Raw genomic sequence first — 19,418 nt, 5'->3', positions numbered from 1 at the left:
TTTATAAAAAAGCGCTTATGTTTGCATAAGCGCTTTTTTATTTTTTTATGATTAAGTTTGGAATGATAAGAGTATTAAGGCAATGCACCAATAATAGCACCAACCAGAGCAAGCTCGGTAATACTGTGGGCTGAATTTATTAATGTTAATTTTGAAGAGGTACGCGCAAAACCATTGTAATAACCTAATGATGCCACAGTAAATACGCCAGCTACGACTAAGCCAAAAAATGCGCCGTTCAGTAAACCAGATATATTAGCGGCAGCCATAAGCAAGGCCATGCATAAGGATTTTGCAAGGCCAGAAATTAACGATACGATAAAAGCACCACCAAGACCTTCTGTATTGTCAGCTTGCTCTTTTGTGATGCCTAAAGCATTTGCCCATGCTTCACCAAAAACGGCCCAATGGTACCAAGCAAACCCCAGTACATAGCTGGTAATTGTTGCCACTGCTACCGCTAGGTAATTGATGTTTTGTAATTCTGCGATCCAAGTCATATTGTCTCCTAATCTTATTTTGAATAGCTTAACGCCATTGTTTTTCGGCGAGTTTACGAGTCCGAGACCCGCCGAGATAACGGTTTTAACGAGCTTGAACAATAAGTGGTTGAATTTTCTCTTTCCCACGCAGTTATTATCTTTCTTGCTCTATGTCTAAAATTATTGAGAATAACCGTTGTTGTTGCTTAGTAATTTTAAAGTACTAACTATTCCGGAGCCTAACTCATAACCTTGAATAATCCACTTTAATGCAAGCACTGGCCAGTAAGTTGGCGACTGCCAATTCAAACCTGCGAGTAGTGTTTCTCAAATATCTTGTGGGCCAAGCGCAACAGCCATACCAAGATCATTTTCAAGTAATACGATTAAAGTAGTGATTATTAAGGCACCTATATGAATTATCACGATACCCATCATAAGAAAATACTATTATATTCAGCAAGCCTTTTTTCAATTATCAACTACGGGAGTCTGAATAATTTCTCACTAAAATATTTGTGCATGTTTAAGTATCTAGTTTATAACTGTTTATTACTCCTCATACTGTATTCTGTATATTTGCTTTTCGCTCTCTTTAATATAATTAATATTGAGCTTTACGCCCCATGACGGTTGAATAAATTTCACGGTATCGAGCCGTCAAAAAATTTTAGTTACCTTCAATATTGAAGTATGGAAAGTCCTAAATCGTGTACTTGTTATGAGGGTGTTTGTGGGGCAAGATATGGATTGTTCATCTAAGTGTGACAGTCTTATTTGTTGGTTTTATACCGAAAAAATTGCAGGGAGAATTGTGCCCAGCTGCAATTTTTGGCCTTTAGTTATGGGTCAACGAACACCAATGATGACATTGTCTATATACAAGTAATCTTTGTTGCCGCTTGCATCAGCGCGGAATCTAAATTTTTTGTTATTGGTTAAGCTAGTATTATGAACAGTAATACTATCATGCATCAAGGTGTTGTTTTCAAACTCATCATTAAGATTCCAATAACCAATTGTGCTCCAGCTCGAACCGCCATCTAAAGATATCTCCAAAAAGAAGCCTTCATTACTATTATCAAAGCTAACCGCTCTATAGGAAAAGGTAACATTTACCTCATTACTGTTATTTAGCCTGATTCGACGACTTGTCATAATTGAAGTAGCCGAATCATCACGTAATAAAATGGATGCATTACCTTCGGGTGCTAGTTCACCTGAGTAAGTACGTGCATCCGAACCTGCACTAAACCAGTTTGAGCCAAAGCCGTCCTCAAATGTGTCGCTCAATACAATGTGCCAACCGTTATTCGGACGAATAAAACGCCACTGGGCAGTATTCCTAGTTGCCGTTGACGAAACCATCGTAAAAGTACTGCCGTTGTAATTTAAACGAGAATTGTGGCCAACGCTCTCAATATATTTCCAGCCATGTAATGCGCTATCAAGGCGCCATTGAACCCATGTTCCTGTATTCGACATATTCGTCGTCCAATGCAATTCTGAACCATCGTATCGAAGGCGAGCCGTCCCATCGTTGTTATCGATAAACCAGGTATTGTTCGGCCCTGGAGCCAATTTAAAGTTTGAATCACTATTTTCATAAAAAATATTTTGTGCACCTAAATTGTATTCGGTACTGGTTAAGCGACGATGTGAAGACTTGTGATGAATATAATAGGTTTGATTGTGAAACGGGCCATTTATGTCATCGGCTTCAAAACCCGAGTAAAGCTTTCCAAGTGCGGTTAATTCGTTGCCATTTGGATGAAACACAGGCGATGCAGATGACCAGAAAGTACTGCCATTCCAAGGGAAAATTGCATAACGTTCTACCATATGAGTTGCCTCTAAACGGTGCAGCGCTTCAGCCATAAAAGTGTAGCCTTGGCCTTGTGTGTAATTGTTAGGGGCAACCCAATCTGCCATGTTAAACTCGGTTAACCAAATAGGGCGTTGACCGTATTGGTTGTAAACCCAGGCAAGGTTGTTCATAAAGGTGTTGACGTTAGGGCCTTTGTACCAATGTACGCACAAACGATCAATTTGATAGCCCAAGTCATCCGCTTGTGCCATAAAATCGGCCATCCATGGTTCATTGTAATTTCTAGTAACCGGTGAGCATATTTTTAGACTATTTTCTTGCGCAACATTTTCAATATTTGGCCATTGGTTAATAGCGACAGCGACACTCGTATCAGATTGGCTTGCACTATCAGGCTCGTTAAAGCCAAGAATAAATTCGGGTTTACCTGCGTTTGCAATATTTGATAAGTTAGGCCACCACTTTCCCCAACGCATAGGTACATACTCGATATTCGAATCTATGCCGATCGTTTTGTTTATATTCCAATTATAAGACCATGCGGTATTTAATTTGTGAATTCTATCAACGTCATTGGAGCCGACGCCTTTTTTAGTCGAAGTGATTACTCCAGCACTTATGTTTGCACTAAATACGAAGCTAGCAACGATCATGGCAAGAGAGTGTGTTTTGGTCATAGTGATCTCCATAAGTAAATTTGTTATTACTTATAACTCTATGAATTCATTAGGATCAGTATTTCCTTGTCTTAGCATCAAGCTTTAACACTGAGGGTTGACTGAAGACTAGCTTTAGACCAGCGTTAGACCAGCTGAAGGGGTAATATTTGAGATACTTGTCACAATAAAAAATGGGTAAGCTCTTCTAAATCTTCCTGCTTAAACTCTCCATCTAACAACATGGCGATGTAAGGGAATAATAAGCCTAAATAAGCGAACTTAAGGGTATTGCACCACGTAATTCGGCATCACCTTTTAATAATAATTTAAGATGTTTTTCCTTTTATGTAGAGCTTAATAGAATCATAACTATTCGCAGCGCTATCGATCGGTTTGTTATCGTTACTTATTGCAAGATCACTATAATATTTTCGTCATCGCTAAATGATTTTTTAAAAAATAAATCGATAAATAATTATTCAAAATACCCATTATAAGAAAATACAATTAGATCCAGTAAGTCTATTTTTAAATTATCAGCTATGGGTGTATTAATGATTATTTATGGATAGTTATTTTTAGAGCGCGCCCAGCGAATTTCAACCAGTGAACCAAGTGTGTATGTGCGTTGGCGTTAGTGATGCTGATGCATGTCAAGGAGTGAAGCGTTTTTTTGTAGCGATTCAAGCGAGTCAATATTAAGTTTTAATCGAGAAATTGTAGTTGGCTAAAATAAGTAAGGTACGAAAGAAGCCAACTGTAATTTGTCTGACTTGAAAATCCTTGTTAGGCATTTACTGTTTTATTTCTTCCCATGTATCAGCGCCATCAAAATACCTAATTTTAAGTGCGCTAACAATATCAGTATTTACTAAACGAAAATTGACAGCCATGTTATCTTTATTGCCAAATTTTGTTGCCGTGTAATGAGTTAAACAACCACAGTTATTGCAATGATGGAATTCAATGGTTTTATCACCCCAAGAATATGAAGAAATTGACTTAGCCTTCGCTGTAATCTTAACTTCTTTAGGTGAAAAGTAAGCCCATAATGATGCATATTTTCTGCAAGCAGAACAATTACAACTTGTAACGGTATCTGCTGTTTTGGGAACAGCTATTTTGATATTGCCACAATGGCAACTTGCTTCAATCATTCCGTGATACACCATGATGCCTAACGAGGCTGTAGAAAAATCCGATTTATGACAATCTTCCCCTGAGCCTTATTTCTAAATTTATTTTAAGCATTAATCTGCCAGATTCTTACTAAGTTGCAATTCAAATAATCACTTTATTGATGAAAACACTTACCACTCATTTCATGTAGCCTTATTAGGTTGAATTATCAAGACACCCATGATAAGAAAATACTACTATATCCAGAAAGCCTTTTTCAATTATCAACTATGGGTGTTAGAATTATTAAAGTAGTGTAGGCGCGAAACGCCTGAACGGAGGTCCGGTTATTTAGGATTATGGTTGATAAATGAATTAAGCGACCTTACTTGGGAGCTAATCCCATATCATCGAGCTGCATCAAAATCGATGTTTTTTGGGTTCTTGCAACTTCTTGCCAATGTAGATCTTCTCTTGCACCTATAATGGCATAAATTGAATTTAGCCCAGTACCTTTCACCTTTGCTTTTAGTCTTGAATATAACTCAAATGGATCGACTTTCATAAAATCCTCCACTGAATTTATGCCGACTTGTGCAAGAATCTCTTCGCTTTTTGGGCCGAACCCTTTCAGATCTCTAAGCTTTATTTTTATGTCAGAGTTTTTCATAATTCAACTCGCTTAACGTTTTTCTCACCGGGAAATGGATAGCCAATCTGCACCCTCAATAAGTTCAGGGAGAATGGAGGAGCTTAAAATCAAATATAAATTAACTCTGGGTGTCTAAGTTAATTTTGCCGCGTTCGACGAAGGTGTATCCGGTTTAACGTTTGGTTAGCTTTCATTTTCGGTAGATAGTAAAAACTTTCGTAAGTCTCTTTCTTGTCTTAACACGTGAAGGATATAGACAGAGTCGTTTTCAACTTTGTAGAAAACACGGCAAGGGTTTATTACTATTTCTCGATAATTTAGAGTCGAAATTTCTTCTGGAATCCTGCCTGAGTCAGGAAATTGTTCTAATCTCTGTAGCTTGCTGAAAATAAGTTTTACTAGCTGGCTTGCAGCGCGGTGATTGCTCACTGCAATATACTCAGCAATATCGTTGAGATTCTCTAGTGCTGGCTCGGTCCAGATTATTTGAGCCATTTACCCATCTTCTCTTTGGCGTGCGACATATCCATCGTTCGACCTTCACGGATAGCCTGCTCGCCTTTGGCAATACCTTCCAAGATCTTCATTCGCTCTAGCATCATTTCGTAATCAGCAACATCAAGTAGATAGGCTGATGGTTGACCATGCTCAGTTATAAGAATAGGTTCTTTTGACTCATGTAGATCAGCAAGTAGTTTTGTTGCTTGTCTTTTCAACGTTGTGACGACTTCGGTTCTCATAGCGACACCTAAGATTCAAATGTATCACTATAGTATCACTATGTTTTAGGGAACACTAACGTTTATTCTAGCCCCATGACGGAGAAGCATCCCGCTTGCATTGAACGGCACCCTTCCACACGGTCAGGTACCATCACCAAATAATCATTAAGCAAGCGAATCTAAATAGCCCTTCCACCCCCCAAACTCAGTAATGTTTTTCGCATCACTCACCACATTGCCCTCACTCATAAAGCCGCACTGCCAAGTGCCATCGGCCAGTTCCACTTTGCCAATGCCAAGGGGGGCAGGAATGCCTGCCACAAATGAGCCAAAGTATTTCATGGGCATGGACCATACTTCTACATCAATGGCCGTACCGTTTTCATCATCACGAATCATGGCGGGGCGTTTACCGTCGGGCAGCGCATACAACTGATAGCTAGGGGCGCTTTGGGTTTTGCTCACCAGCGTGGCGCCCCGTTCTGTTAGTTGCCAATTTAATGGGAAGCCTTCTAGGTGAGCACCACATACCACCACATTAATGCGATCACTTGGGCGGGGCACTGCGTTGCCTTCGAAGGTTTGTAATGCAAAGTCACTGGTGCCTTGGGGTAAATTTAAAGCTTGATGCAGTGCGCCAGAATAGCTGAGCAATTTCATGTCGGTAAAGGCTTGGCTAAATAAGGTCACACCCCAGCTGACACCGTTTTGGGTGAAACCCACGGGCACATTGGTGGCGGTGTAATCCAGCAGGTTCATGAAGTTGGTGTAGGTGCCTAAGATGGAATTGTATTTGATGGGCTCTGCGCGTAATGCTTCACGAGTAAATTGTGTGGGGCAGGTGGGGGTTAATAAAAAGTCGACGGCATCCACTTGTGCATCACATATTTTTTTAAAGGCTTGTAATTGATGTTGCGCGCTAAACGCATCGGCGGCGGTTTTGCCTTCGGCGCTGCCAATAATGGTTTGAATCACGGGCAACATGGATTCACGTTTCACGTCTTTTACCGCTAACCAGCGCTCGGCGACCCATGGGCCTTCGTATAATAATTTCGCCGCTTGAATAAAGTGGGCAAAATCCACATCAACTTTTTTACCCCCAAGGCTTTCAAGTTGTGCCACGGTTTTTGCAAACAAGGCTTGGGTTTCTGTGTTGTTGTAAAAGTCTAAGGTTGAAGGCACACCAAAGGTAAATTGCTCTGGTAGTTTTGGTTCAAAGTAGCGCAATAAATTATCGGGTTTGTTTTCACGGGCGTAGCTGTCGTTGTTATCGTATTGCCCAGCCACACTGGTAACCAATGCTGCATCTTGTGTGTTAAGTGCAAACACGGTGATGCAATCCAAACTCAAACACGCAGGTACTAAACCGGTGTTACTGAACAAACCTTTTGTGGGTTTGTGGCCAATTAAATTATTAAGGGCGGCGGGTACGCGGCCGCTGCCTGCGGTGTCGGTACCCAATGCAAAACTCACTTGGCCAAGGGCGGTGCTCACGGCGGAGCCGGCACTTGAACCACCGGATATATAATCGGTATTAAACGCATTTTTGCCTTCACCATATGGGCTGCGCACGCCCACTAACCCTGTAGCAAATTGATCAAGGTTGGTTTTGCCTAAAGGTATGGCACCGGCTTTTAATAATTGCTCAACTACAAAAGCATTTTCTGTTGGTGTATAGGCAAAGTCCGGGCATGCGGCGGTGGTGGGCACGCCGGCTAAATCAATATTATCTTTGATGGCAAAGGGCACACCATAAAGCGGTAAATCGTCAGGGTTTTTACCGTCTAAATACGTTAAGTACTCATTGAGTTTGGCTTCGTCTAATAATGTGATCCACGCATTATGATCTTGTTGGCTAAGGGCTTGTTCGCGCAGTGCCAATATTAATTCGCTAGGAGTAATGTCGTTTTTTGTGTAGGCCTGTTTAAGGGCGGTAATATTTAAGTTAAACATATTCAGTACCTAATTCTGTTTTTAATAAAAGTGCTTATGCCAATGCGGTGGTGTGTTCTTCAATAATCACTAAGGGTTGGCCCGCTGTAACTGATTGCCCTTGTTGTTTTAACAGGCTGTGTACGGTGCCTGCTTGGGTGGCGTGAATTTCAATCTCCATTTTCATGGATTCTAAAATCATTAATACATCACCAACCTCAACGGTATCGCCCGTTGCCACCTTGCATTGCCAAACACTGCCCGATACTGGGCTGTCCATGGCTTGGCAGTTTTCGGGTAAATGGAATGTGTCTGTATTTAGGTTTTCGACTTCTACTTGTTCAAAGGTGAGCTGGCCATTTTCTTTCCAGCGGGTGAGTTCTGCTTCAAAAGCTTGTTCTCTTGATTGCACAAACGTTGAAATTTCCGTTTTGTTTTTATCTAAAAAGGCTTGGTATTCATTTAAACTAAATTGGGTTTCTTCAATTTTTAATGAGACCTGCCCCTTGGGTAAGGCTTCTCGAATGTGGGCAAGCTCTTCTGGGCTTACTTCATAAAATTTTATTTGATCAAAAAATTTTAGTAACCAAGGTTGTTTAAAATCGTGGGTTTGATGGTAGCGATTCCACATTTGTGAGGTACGGCCAACAAATTGATAACCGCCCGGGCCTTCCATGCCGTAAACACACATGTACGCGCCGCCGATGCCCACGGAGTTTTCAGCTGTCCACGTTCTTGCAGGGTTGTATTTAGTGGTGACCAATCTGTGGCGTGGGTCTAGCGGGGTGGCAACCGGTGCGCCTAAATACACATCACCCAAGCCCATGACCAAGTACTCGGCATTAAAGACGGTGTCTTTCACCGCTTGAATATCGGCAAGGCCATTAATGCGACGAATAAATTCTAAGTTGCTTGGGCACCATGGAGCGTCTTTGCGCACAGACTGCATGTATTTTTCAATGGCTAACTGGCACGCAGCATCATCCCAGCTGAGCGGCAAATAAACCGTGCGTGATGGCACGGTAAGGTTTTCAGTGGTGGCCACGTATTCACAGGCTTGATCAATCAGTTGGGTTAATTCAAGTAGCGTGATTTTTTGTGAATCATAATGAATTTGCAGTGAACGTATGCCTGGGGTGAGTTCTTTCATGCCGGCCAGTTTGTGTTGTTCTAACCACAGCATGAGGGCATGCACTTTAAAGCGACGGGCAATATCTAATTCAAGTGGGCCAAGTTCCACTAATAAAAAGTGATCACCGGCTAGACGACAAACGATGTTGTCATCACCAATTTTTGTTTGGTGCACAATGGGGCTTGGCAGGTTTTCAAAGTCAAAACTGCTGGCGTCAATGTGGGCAGGTTTGAGCTGTTCAATATGTTTGCTTTGCGCTTGCTCAAGTGCTACTGCTTGCTCGTGACTGACTGGAATAAACTGAACTTTACTGCCCGCTTTTAATTGGCCTAATTTCCAAAGGTCCGCTGTTATCACAGTGGCAGGGCAAACAAAGCCACCTAATGACGGGCCGTCTGGCCCAAGAATCACAGGCATGTCGCCGGTAAAATCCACGGTACCAAATGCATAGGCATTATCATGAATGTTTGATGGGTGCATGCCCGCTTCGCCGCCACTGTGGCGTGCCCATTTAGGGTTAGGGCCAATTAAACGCACACCGGTACGCGACGAGTTGTAGTGCACTTCCCATGTGTGACTTAAAAATTCTTGAATGTCGGCATCGGTAAAAAAGTCCGGTGCGCCGTGGGGGCCATAGATGACTCGCAGTTTCACCACATCCGGTGTTACCAGTTGAGTAAAGTTATTAAAGTCAGGAATATCTTTTTCAGTTAAGCGTGTATCGGTGCATTGTTTGGCAAGTTCAATGACATCACCGGTTCTTAATGCACGACCCACATGTCCGCCAAATTGCCCAAGGGTAAAGGTGGATTTAGAGCCTAAATATTCTGGGCATTGCACGCCGCCTTTTACGGCTAAATAACAACGGGCACCTTTGTCTTTTATTTTTCCTATGGTGAGGGTTTGTTCGGCGTTTATATGAATCACTTGATTCATGGGCACAGGTTTGTTGTCTAGGGTAAGCGAAAATTCAGCCCCAACAATGGCCACATCACAGGCCACGTTAAATTTTAAACTTGGGCCGTTGAGTGTGATCTCCAGTGCCGCGGCATATACATTGTTTTCGAGTAGTTCATTGGCTAAACGAAAACTCATGGCGTCCATTGGCCCAGAAGGGGGGACGCCCACATGCCAATGATTTTGACGACCAGGGTAGTCTTGAATGGTGGTTTGCGTGCCGCCATTTAATACCGTAAACGTAGAAGGCTGCACAGAAAATTCAGCCAAGCTATTGGTGAAAATTTTACCCTGAGTGGTCATGGGGGCGCGTAAAATATTTTGCACATAAGGCTTGTTAGTTTGAATGCCATAAATAGTGCTTTGATCTAATACGTTATCCAGTTTGGCAATGGCTTGTTCGCGACTGGCTTCGGTGACGATGACTTTTGCTAACATGGGGTCAAACAGTGACGGCACTTCAATGCCGGATTCGATCCATGTATCAATACGACAGTTGCCCGCTTGGTAAGCGGCATTTTCATGTTGCGGCCAACTCACATGGGATAATAAACCGCTGCTTGGCATAAAGTCTTGTGCTGGATTTTCGGCGTAAATACGCGCTTGAACACTGTGGCCCCTTGGTGTGAGTGTGGCCTTTAATTGGTTGAGGTCTTCTAATTCGCCCGCCGCTTGTTTGACCATGCATTCAACCAGATCAATGCCCCAAACTTGCTCGGTGACACCATGCTCGACTTGTAAGCGGGTGTTTACTTCTAAAAAGTAAAACGCTTGGACGGCATCATCAAAAATAAACTCAACGGTGCCGGCATTGCGATACTGAACAGACGCCATTAAGCGCTCGGCGGTTGTGTGTAATTCGTTGCGTAATGCTTGGGATAAATTAGGCGCTGGGGTTTCTTCAATGACTTTTTGATTACGGCGCTGCGCCGAGCAGTCCCGTTCACCCAAGCTTATGGCTTGGCCGTTACCGTTAGCAAAAATTTGCACTTCAATATGGCGCGCGCGCTGGATGAGTTTTTCTAAAAACACGCCATCGTTAGAAAAATAACTGGCCCCTAAACGTTTGACACTGTCCCATGCTTTTATCAGTTCGCTTTTGCTATGGCAAGCTTGCATGCCGATGCCGCCACCGCCTGCGGTGCTTTTTAGCATGATGGGATAGCCAACATCGTCGGCCCAATTAATGGCATCATCTAATTCATTTAATAATGGTGACCCCGGTACTAAGGGCACGCCAGCAGCAAGCGCCGCATCACGGGCTTGGTGTTTTAAACCAAATAGATTCATTTGTTCAACGGTGGGGCCGATGAATACAATGTCATTGTCTTCACAGGCTGTTACAAATTCGGTGTTCTCACTTAAAAAACCGTAACCCGGATGAATGGCCTGCACACTGTGTTGTTTGGCAATGGCGATAATTTTTTCAATGTTTAGGTAGGTATCGCCCACAGAGCCTTCGCCTAAACTGATGGCGATGTCGGCATGTTGTACATGCAGGGAGTCTTTGTCGGCTTCGTGATACACCACAACAGATTGAACATTTAATGTTTTAAGGGTGCGAATAATGCGCGTGGCAATGGCGCCGCGATTTGCAATTAAGACCGTATTGAACATAAACGGCTCCAAACTGACGGGTCGTCCCGGTAATGAATAGCTAAATCAGGTCGTCCTGATTTCGAAGTGCGAACACTTAATTTTTTAGGTAACGCTTACGACCAAATGAATACTTCAATTGGGGTTGGGTCATAACCATTACACGGGTTGTTCAGTTGTGGGCAATTGGAAATTAATACCAAGCTATCCATCTTAGCGGTGAGCTCTACGTATTTGCCCGGTGCCGAAATGCCATCTTCGAAGGTAAGTTTGCCATCGCTTGTGACCGGCACATTCATAAAAAAATTAATATTATGAGTAATATCTTCTTTATTTAATTTGTATTTTGGGTGTTCTTGAATGGCGAGCATCCAGCTATCACGGCAAGCATGCATGCAGCGTTTTTCTAAGTCATAACGAACTGTGTTGGATTCAGTTGCACAGGCACCGCCCACCGTATCGTGGCGGCCACAGGTATCGGCTACGATTTCTAATAGGTCGTTATTTAAATTGGTTTTCAACATGCTGCCAGCCGTTAGGTACAAAGCCCCTTGTTCTCGGATGGTGTCCATGGCGCTATAACGTTCGCTCACATTTTGCGCGTTATAAAATAATGTATCCGCAGCTTGATTGCCTTTAAGGTCAACGATACGAATGGTTTCGCCCGCTTTAACAATGCCAAAATAATAGTCACCGGCGCTGACTGTTTCGGATGTATGAGCGTCTTGTGGTTGTAATACACTTTCTTTAATCATAGTACTTCTCACAAACCAAAATCGTATAGCGATTATTTTTCAATATATGGGCGCTTTGTGTTTTTAATGCTCTTGTTTTATTCATACTGTTTCTCACAAACCAAAATGGTATAGAGCATTATTTTCAAAGCCCCGTTGATTTTCAGGGCAATGATTCATGCATGGGTCATCTACTCGAATGGGCTCTGCTTGGCTTAAGGTAATTTCAATGGGCGTCTTTGGATATTCTTCTGCTTGCGTTAATGGGTGTGGGCAGGTGTGCATGATCACTAAGGTATCCATTTCAAAGCGCAAGGTGACGTGATCACCGGCTTCGCTTTGACGGCTCAGAGATAACTGACCTTCTTCATCACTGCTTACTTGGCTAAACCAATTGACGTTTGCGGCCATGTCTTGTGCTTTTAAATTGTATTTGGCCAGCTCGACTAAAAAACTATCATAGCCATTTTGCAGCCATTGATTATGCTGAGTTTGGTAATCGCGTTTGCCAAATTGTTTTTCAATATGGCTTGCATGGCTATTGCCACACATACTTTCGTGCCAGCCAAAGCTATCTTCAACGATGGAGCAAAAAATACGTCCCATGTCGCTGTACAGGCAATGATCTTTGGTTAATTTGAATGTGTGTTGGCATTTCAGTGTGTCGGGAGCGTTATATTTTTCGTCTAACTGATAAGGGTTAAAAAACAACATGCCAAGATTGGCACTGCCATTAATGTCTTTAATTTTTAATTTCGCGCCTTTTCGGACCATGGTGGACCAATGGCTGGCGCCCGGAATCGTGGTTTGGTAAACCTTGTCGTTAACCAATGCGTGGTAGGTTTTTGTAGGTTGTGTCATAGGCTCCTCACTACGCAGACAATGCGTGTAGTGATAATGATTCTTCGATGATTTCTAAGCTTTCCTCATCTGTTTTACCAACAGGTAAATCAAATGTAATGGTGCTGCCGAAACGATTTTGGGCGTGCGGGTCGTGACGGGTTTTATCGAACACCCACAAACGGGTACCTAGATAAAAACCCTCTTCTAAGTCATGGGTTACCATAAAAATAGTAAGGTGATATTTTTGCCATAAATCTAACACTAACTTATGCATGTCTTTACGAATGCCCGGATCTAGCGCACCAAAAGGTTCATCCAGTAATAATACCTTCGGGTGTTTGATCAGTGCTTGTGCGATCGCCAAGCGTTGTTGCATGCCACCAGAAAGTTCATGTGGGTATTTATGTTTCGCGTTTAGCAAGCCCACGGCATCGAGCCATTTGTCTGCTTCATCTAATGCTTTGTTTCGTTGTTTACCAAAAAGTCGGCCAATAAAGCTGGATTCAAATTCTTTTGAAATAGCCACATTGTCGCGTACGGTTAAGTGAGGGAAAACAGAATACTTTTGAAACACAATGCCGCGCTCTGGGCTTGGTTCAGCCAGGATGGGTTGGCCATCTAATAATATGTCACCTTGTGTATGAGATTCTGTGCCCAGTAACATGTTTAAAAAAGTACTTTTACCACAGCCAGAGGTGCCCACCATAGTGATAAATTCACCTTGTTTAACTTGGCAGTTAATATTCTCTAATACTAAATTTTCACCATAGGATTTTTCAACGTGGCGAAATTCAATTTGATAATTAGACATGGAGACCTCTACTTCGCTGCGTGATACCAAGGAAATGCTTTTTTACTGGTTTTCATCAATAACCAATCTAGCAAGAATGCCAATAGGGTTATCCACATTACATAAGGTAAAATGACATCCATTGATAAATAACGTCTAACTAAAAAGATGCGATACCCTAAGCCGTCTGTGGCGGCGATGGCTTCTGCTGCAATTAAAAATAACCAAGCGGTGCCTAAACTCAAACGCAGTGCGTCTAATAATCTTGGTAATATTTGCGGCAGTAATACGCGAATAATAATTTGAAATGAATTTGCGCCTAAAGTTTGCGCCTTAACCAATTGTTCGTTAGGAATATCTTTTGTGCGTTGATATAAATCACGAATTAAAAACGGGGTAATACCCACAACAATCAGCATGACTTTTGATAGCTCGCCCAAACCAAATGTAATCAGTAATAACGGTAATACCGCCATGGGGGGGATAAGTGAGATTGCGGTAATAATCGGATTTAAGTTAGCGCCAATTAACGGAATCGCACCCGTAATTAGCCCAAGTAATAAACCAATCATCGCAGCGCACACAACGCCAGTTAATAAACGCTGTAAACTGCTCTTGGTATCTTGCCAAAATAAGTATTCGCCAGTGCGCTTGCTTGGTGTAAAGGCTAAGCGGTCGATGGCACTTTGAAACTGGCTAACACTTGGTAGTAATTTATCGTTTGGGTTTTCGGCTTTACGTGTTTCAGACCCCCATTGATAAAGTGCCATGAGCAAGATAAAGGGCAGCACTCCCAATGCTATGGCCAAAGGCCGAGATGGCTTTTTATTTATCCAGCGATTCATAATGCTCTCTTTTCAATTCTGGCAATGGGAGTAAACAACGTCCCTGTTGTTTTATTTTTTCACATCAAAGGCGGTTATAAATTGGTTTTACAATTTACCGTCAGCGGCCATTTGCATGTAAGCTGGGTTAAAGCGAAGTTTGATATTGCTTTTATCGCCAAAGATACCCGCTGGTGTTTCGATACCAATGACACCCGCATCCGGTGCACCATCACCTAATAGGCCGTGATCAAAAGAAAACTCAGCGACGTATTTCATGGTGTTTTTAAGGGCTGGGCTGTTTACAAATTCAACCGCTTCTTTTGCGTCGTAAAACATTTTGGTTGAATCTAATTGCGCTTCAAAACCCGCAAGGTCAGTACCGGATGCTTTACCCATGTGCTCACGTACGGTTTTATCGCTTTTCATTTTGTCCATAATTTCATACCAAGCGCCTGTTAAGGCTTTACCCAATTTTGGGTTTTCTTCAAGAGTTTTGGTATTCACAATTAAGGTATCAATGATTTCGCCGGGAATATTTGAGCTATCAAATACTTTGTTGGCTTTCGGCATGTTTAAAATTTCGCTTACTAATGGGTTCCAAGTGGCAACGGCAGTCACATCACTGGTGGTATAAGCGGATACCAAATCGGCATCAGAGGTGTTGACGACTTTTACATCTTTTTCAGACAGGCCAGCGCTTTCTAGGCCACGGGCTAACAAGTAATGAGAAACACTTAATTCAACTAGGTTAATGTTTTGGCCTTTGGCCGCTTTCATTGTTTTGCCTTCTTTTAAAATAACGGCATCGTTACCGTTAGAAAAGTCACCAACAATTAGCGCGGTAGAATCAACGCCACCAGCAGCAGGAATCGTTAGGGCATCTACGTTTGCCATGGTGCAAGCATCGAATTCACCTGCTGTGTATTGGTTCATGGATTCAACGTAATCGTTAAATTGCACCACATCGATATTGATATCGTATTTATCGGCCCACTTTTTAACGATGCCAGATTCATGGCCGTATTCCCAAGGCATCCAGCCTACATAGATTGACCAACATACTTTGAAATCTTCTTTTGCTTGTACAAGACTTGAAGCGCTAAGCGTACTAAGCGCAATAGACGCACTGAGTAATAGACGAGACGTAAATGTTTTCATTGGGTTCTCCCAAGTGATTTAAAAGTTACATACGAGTAATCTTGGCTAATGCCAATCGATTCTCCCGGGCTTTTTTCCCGCCGTGTAACCTTGCTAAACACTTAAGAGTTTAAGGAAGGTCGATAGCTCTCGGACCAGTCACTTTAAAAGAAGTCGGAACCCTAGCTATACCATTTCAAATTGTTTTCAGGCTGTGATCATTCACCTAAATTTGGCCATTAGCCAAGACTACCCTGTACTGGTTTTTAGCAAGTAGGGTGCCAGTTTTAATTTTGTTAATAACAGTGGGTTGCAGACATAAAAAAGCACGCTTTATATTAAAGCGTGCTTTTTAGTAGGGCGTGAAGTACTTATGTGTCTTGATTTGGTGCGAGGTTTACGTGTTAAAAAAAACGTAAATCGCCTTCAATGCCCTCAACGTACCAGTCCATTCTGAGTAGCTCGGTATCGTTGAGTGTATCGGCTTCTTTCACTCTTGTTCTTGAGCGGTGATTTGAAATAGGCCCTGTAAAAATCTTCAGTGTGCCATTTTGAATTGCGGTGGTGGCCACATTTATTTTATTCACAATGTCACTGGGTAAATTCGGGTTAATAGATGCAAGACGAGAGGTGTTTTGCTTGAGGCCTGGCCATAAGTCTTTAGGCGACCACGTTTTATCGATCACTGATTGAATGCGGCTGGCGTATATTTCGCCCCAAGCATGGACCACCGAAACCAAATGGCTGTTAGGACCGAATTCACTCATATCAGAGTGGTAACCAATGGCGTACACACCTCTTGCCTCGGCTACTTGGATCGCAGTGGGTGTATCCACATGGTGCGCAATGACATCGGCGCCGCGATCAATTAAAGCATGAGTGAGCGCTTTTGTTTTTTCAGGTGCGTACCACGCGTTTGTCCATTGAACTTCGACTTTAACGTTTGGGTTAATCGATTGTGCCCCTAAGGTAAACGCGTTTAGGCCGCGTAATACTTCAGGAATAGAATGGGCGGCTACGTAACCTAGACGCCCTGATTTGCTCGTGGCCGCTGCAATCATACCGGAGAGATATCTTGCCTCGTAGGCACGTGTTGCGTAAGTCGATACATTACCACCGCGACGCATGCCGGTTGCATGTTCAAACTTCACATTAGGAAACTGTTCAGCAATACGCTGAGTCGGAATCATATAACCCCAAGACGTGGTAAAGATAATGTCGTTGTCTTTAGCGAGTTTAGTGATGACGTCTCTGGCTTGTCGGCCCTCAGGAACAGAAGCCACAACTTGAGTCTCAATGCGATCGCCAAAGGTTTCTTCAAGGTATTGGCGGGCCAGATCATGGCTATAGCTCCAACCGGCATCGCCTGCTGGGCTCACATATACAAACGCTACTTTTATAGGTACTGCAAATGAACTGATGCTTAATAATATTGACCAAAAGGCCAGGGTTAATCTCATTGTGGGGTTTGCTCTTACTAAATTTGAGGCGCAATAATAGCAAAAACCTGACCAATTAGTCAGAACTGGTCGTCAGAATAAATATCCCCTAACCATGAGGTTGAATTTGCGTGCATTAACATATCGTTTAAGGCGGCTGCTTTAGACGATTATTTTAAGTTATATGGGCGGTGTAAAAGATAGGAGGTTAAATTATGTGCAATAAAAAACGGCCCCTTAAAAGGAGCGTTTTAAACGTAATTACAATTGGCCTGTGGCTTATGGTTATGACTAAGGGTTTAGTTTAGGCGCTTATTTTTTTGGCTCTCGTATGACCCTTGTCTCACTGTATTTGTCATGCCAAGTAAAACCGTTTTTATCGATAAATATCCATAAATAACCGAGTAAACACAAACCAAAAGAGCCAATGGCCACGACAAAACGCAGTAAGCATTGGGTTAATGTAAGAGGGCCTTTGTTTTGATTAAGTAAGCGTAAGCGCCAAGCGCGCATGCCCAATGTTTGGCCGCCGCGACGCCAAAAGTGCATGTTAAACCATAATGTGGCAATGAATAATGCGCTGGGTAAAAATGGGTTATGAGTATCAACGTGTTCACCGCCATTAATCATGACAAAAATGACACCAATGACGAACCAAAGGGCAAGGACTAAAAGCGCATCATAGAGCAACGCAGCAAGGCGCACAAAAAGCCCTGCATTGGTAACCGTTAACGTATTTTGTTGATCAGACATAGAATTCTTAAAAGTTATAACCGAAATCAATAACCACTTCAGCGGATTCGGTGTTTGAGTTTGACTGGCTGTTGGTTAAATCGCCACTGAATCTTAACATAGCTTGGCAATGATACCATGAATGACCTAGGCCAAAATCATAACGTACACCGAAGTTCTCTGAGTTACCTGACTCTTTAAGGTAGGTGTCATAAAATAACCCACTGCCGATATAAAATTGCCAACCCTTGTTCAGGTTTGTGCTGGCGATGATGGAGGATTTTACTCCCAAGTAACGCACGGACTCGGAGAGGTTTAAATTATAGACCATATCATTTCGGTCTTTGTTTTCGATGGTGATAGTGTCGAGTTTACCGCTTTCAATGGCATGCAGTGATGCAATATGGTTTGAATGCTCATGTTGAAACGCGGCTCTTAAGCCGCGGTAATTATGATATTTAGTGTAACGTTTTTTGGATGCATGCTCGTTGTAGGGCTCAGACGCTTCATGATAAACACGGCCAAAGAAAAAAGTATTACGAGTTGCAGGCTTGGCTAATGCTGAACCGTATATTGTGTTGTGTGATGGGGAATGATTATGTTGAGACGGTGATTTTTTAGCCGCTATTCGGTTATTGGATTGTTGAGCTGAAGCCCCTTTGGATGTCAGCTCATTTTCAACGCCATGAGCGTGGTTAACGATTATGCAAATTAGCCCTAGACCAGCTAGCAATGCGCGCATAAAAGACCCTTATTATTGTTATTCATACTTTTGGCTGAATTATACATCACATAATACTTCAATTTAGAGATAAGGCTCTAAAAATTGAAACCCAGCTGTAAATGACCGGTTGTACTGCTATCGATGTTTTCTGAATAGTCTGAGCTATTTAATACGTTGGCTCTAAGCACAACTTGTAGGGTTTTCCAGCTATAACCAAGCCCAAATTGAATGTCGGAGCCACTGGCAGAAGATGAATCGAAGTCATTGGAATAGCTTTCAGTAAACGCCCCAAGACCTGTAAAAAATTGCCAGCCTTCGTATAAGTTTGTACTTAGTATGACGCCTATTTGCACACTGGTGTAATCTTCATCGCTTAAATCATCACCCGAAAATGTGGTGGTATTACCAAAGCGATCGGTCTCTTCTTTTTCGCTGAAGGTGCCAATATTAAAGTCAGTATAAATAGCCATGTGTTGATTCGCATTGAGCTGCGCTGCGATGTTTAAGCCGGTGTAAGTGGATTCACTTTCACCAAAAATACTGGAGCTCTTAAGTGTGTGACTCATGGTGCCAATATAAAGGGTGCCTCGTGTTTTGTTTTTAACCTCGGTAACGGGCAGTGGTGTTGTACTTTGTGCAACTTGAGGTGTTTGGGGTACTTGTTGAGCTTGAGGAGTCTGATTAATACTGGGGTTGTTATTAATATTAATGTTCACACCAGACTGGTTGCCGTTATTGACGAGCGGTGCTTCTTTACTGATTTTTTCAATATCGTCTTTGTCTACGCTAAACACGCTGCCCCCACTGAGTTGGATTTTGTACTTGCCGTTAGCGAAGTCTTGTTCTATTAGGGTGCCACGCAAGACACTGCCGTCCTTTTTATAGATGACATCCTCTAGTGTGTTGGCAAATGTAGTAGAGCAGGCAATCAGCATGCCTAAAATCCAAGAAGGAGCAAAAAGAGTCGTACTGCGCATGAAAGAGTCCCAGATTAAGAGTGGCTAATCTTATTCTAGACAGTAATCGAAATTTCGTAGGGGAATATTAGAACGAATCGGTGATTAAAAAAGGCGGTCTCATAGAGGTCTGATTCTTACGGTGACGGAGTGAAAC

The 19,418-nt window shown here is 42.5% G+C and carries 17 protein-coding genes and 1 riboswitch; all 17 genes read right to left on the bottom strand.

What is annotated here, in order from left to right:
- Positions 1-74: 74 nt before the first annotated feature.
- The 17 genes from ACU6U9_RS02980 to ACU6U9_RS02900 all read right to left on the bottom strand — a co-directional run bounded on the left by ACU6U9_RS02980 (position 75) and on the right by ACU6U9_RS02900 (position 19,282).
- Complete coding sequence (locus ACU6U9_RS02980; protein ID WP_446733599.1) at positions 75-500, bottom strand: DUF1761 domain-containing protein; 426 nt, start codon at positions 498-500, stop codon at positions 75-77.
- 831 nt (positions 501-1,331) lie between these two features.
- The gene (locus tag ACU6U9_RS02975; RefSeq protein ID WP_446733598.1) at positions 1,332-2,987 is read right to left on the bottom strand and encodes a glycosyl hydrolase; all 1,656 of its coding nucleotides are present in this window, start codon (positions 2,985-2,987) and stop codon (positions 1,332-1,334) included.
- 776 nt (positions 2,988-3,763) lie between these two features.
- A complete protein-coding gene (locus tag ACU6U9_RS02970; protein ID WP_446733597.1) occupies positions 3,764-4,126 on the bottom strand; it encodes a GFA family protein in 363 nt (120 codons plus the stop codon).
- 347 nt (positions 4,127-4,473) lie between these two features.
- Positions 4,474-4,758: a TfoX/Sxy family DNA transformation protein gene (locus tag ACU6U9_RS02965; RefSeq protein WP_446733596.1), complete on the bottom strand. Its 285-nt coding sequence runs from the start codon at positions 4,756-4,758 to the stop codon at positions 4,474-4,476.
- Positions 4,759-4,923: 165 nt separating this feature from the next.
- Positions 4,924-5,235: a type II toxin-antitoxin system RelE/ParE family toxin gene (locus ACU6U9_RS02960; protein WP_446733595.1), complete on the bottom strand. Its 312-nt coding sequence runs from the start codon at positions 5,233-5,235 to the stop codon at positions 4,924-4,926.
- Positions 5,223-5,480: a type II toxin-antitoxin system Phd/YefM family antitoxin gene (locus ACU6U9_RS02955; protein ID WP_446733594.1), complete on the bottom strand. Its 258-nt coding sequence runs from the start codon at positions 5,478-5,480 to the stop codon at positions 5,223-5,225. Before ACU6U9_RS02955 ends, ACU6U9_RS02960 begins: the two co-directional genes overlap by 13 nt.
- A 147-nt stretch (positions 5,481-5,627) precedes the next feature.
- Entirely contained in the window at positions 5,628-7,415 is a 1,788-nt protein-coding gene (atzF, locus tag ACU6U9_RS02950; protein ID WP_446733593.1) for an allophanate hydrolase, read from the bottom strand.
- Between the two features lie 34 nt (positions 7,416-7,449).
- Positions 7,450-11,100, bottom strand: coding sequence for an urea carboxylase (uca, locus tag ACU6U9_RS02945; protein WP_446733592.1), 3,651 nt, complete (start codon positions 11,098-11,100; stop codon positions 7,450-7,452).
- Positions 11,101-11,195: 95 nt separating this feature from the next.
- Positions 11,196-11,834, bottom strand: a complete 639-nt coding sequence (locus ACU6U9_RS02940; protein ID WP_446733591.1) for an urea amidolyase associated protein UAAP2 — start codon at positions 11,832-11,834, stop codon at positions 11,196-11,198.
- A 93-nt stretch (positions 11,835-11,927) separates the two neighbouring features.
- Positions 11,928-12,674 (bottom strand): urea amidolyase associated protein UAAP1, encoded by a 747-nt coding sequence (locus tag ACU6U9_RS02935; protein ID WP_446733590.1) that lies wholly within the window; start codon positions 12,672-12,674, stop codon positions 11,928-11,930.
- Positions 12,675-12,684: 10 nt separating this feature from the next.
- On the bottom strand, positions 12,685-13,467 hold the full coding sequence (locus ACU6U9_RS02930; protein WP_446733589.1) for an ABC transporter ATP-binding protein: 783 nt from the start codon (positions 13,465-13,467) through the stop codon (positions 12,685-12,687).
- Positions 13,468-13,475: 8 nt separating this feature from the next.
- A complete protein-coding gene (locus tag ACU6U9_RS02925) occupies positions 13,476-14,291 on the bottom strand; it encodes an ABC transporter permease (protein ID WP_446733588.1) in 816 nt (271 codons plus the stop codon).
- 87 nt (positions 14,292-14,378) lie between these two features.
- Entirely contained in the window at positions 14,379-15,431 is a 1,053-nt protein-coding gene (locus ACU6U9_RS02920; protein WP_446733587.1) for a putative urea ABC transporter substrate-binding protein, read from the bottom strand.
- Between the two features lie 59 nt (positions 15,432-15,490).
- A riboswitch (guanidine-I (ykkC/yxkD leader) is annotated at positions 15,491-15,607 on the bottom strand.
- Positions 15,608-15,814: 207 nt separating this feature from the next.
- Positions 15,815-16,870: a BMP family ABC transporter substrate-binding protein gene (locus ACU6U9_RS02915; RefSeq protein WP_446733586.1), complete on the bottom strand. Its 1,056-nt coding sequence runs from the start codon at positions 16,868-16,870 to the stop codon at positions 15,815-15,817.
- A gap of 291 nt (positions 16,871-17,161) precedes the next feature.
- Complete coding sequence (locus ACU6U9_RS02910) at positions 17,162-17,602, bottom strand: RDD family protein (RefSeq protein WP_446733585.1); 441 nt, start codon at positions 17,600-17,602, stop codon at positions 17,162-17,164.
- A 7-nt stretch (positions 17,603-17,609) separates the two neighbouring features.
- Positions 17,610-18,323, bottom strand: coding sequence for a hypothetical protein (locus ACU6U9_RS02905; RefSeq protein ID WP_446733584.1), 714 nt, complete (start codon positions 18,321-18,323; stop codon positions 17,610-17,612).
- Between the two features lie 77 nt (positions 18,324-18,400).
- Entirely contained in the window at positions 18,401-19,282 is an 882-nt protein-coding gene (locus tag ACU6U9_RS02900; protein WP_446733583.1) for a hypothetical protein, read from the bottom strand.
- Positions 19,283-19,418: the final 136 nt, after the last annotated feature.

The sequence above is a fragment of the Pseudomonas sp. HK3 genome (genome assembly GCF_052920985.1).
The sequence above is the reverse complement of the archived record's forward strand: the minus strand, read 5'-3'. Positions and strand labels throughout refer to the sequence as shown.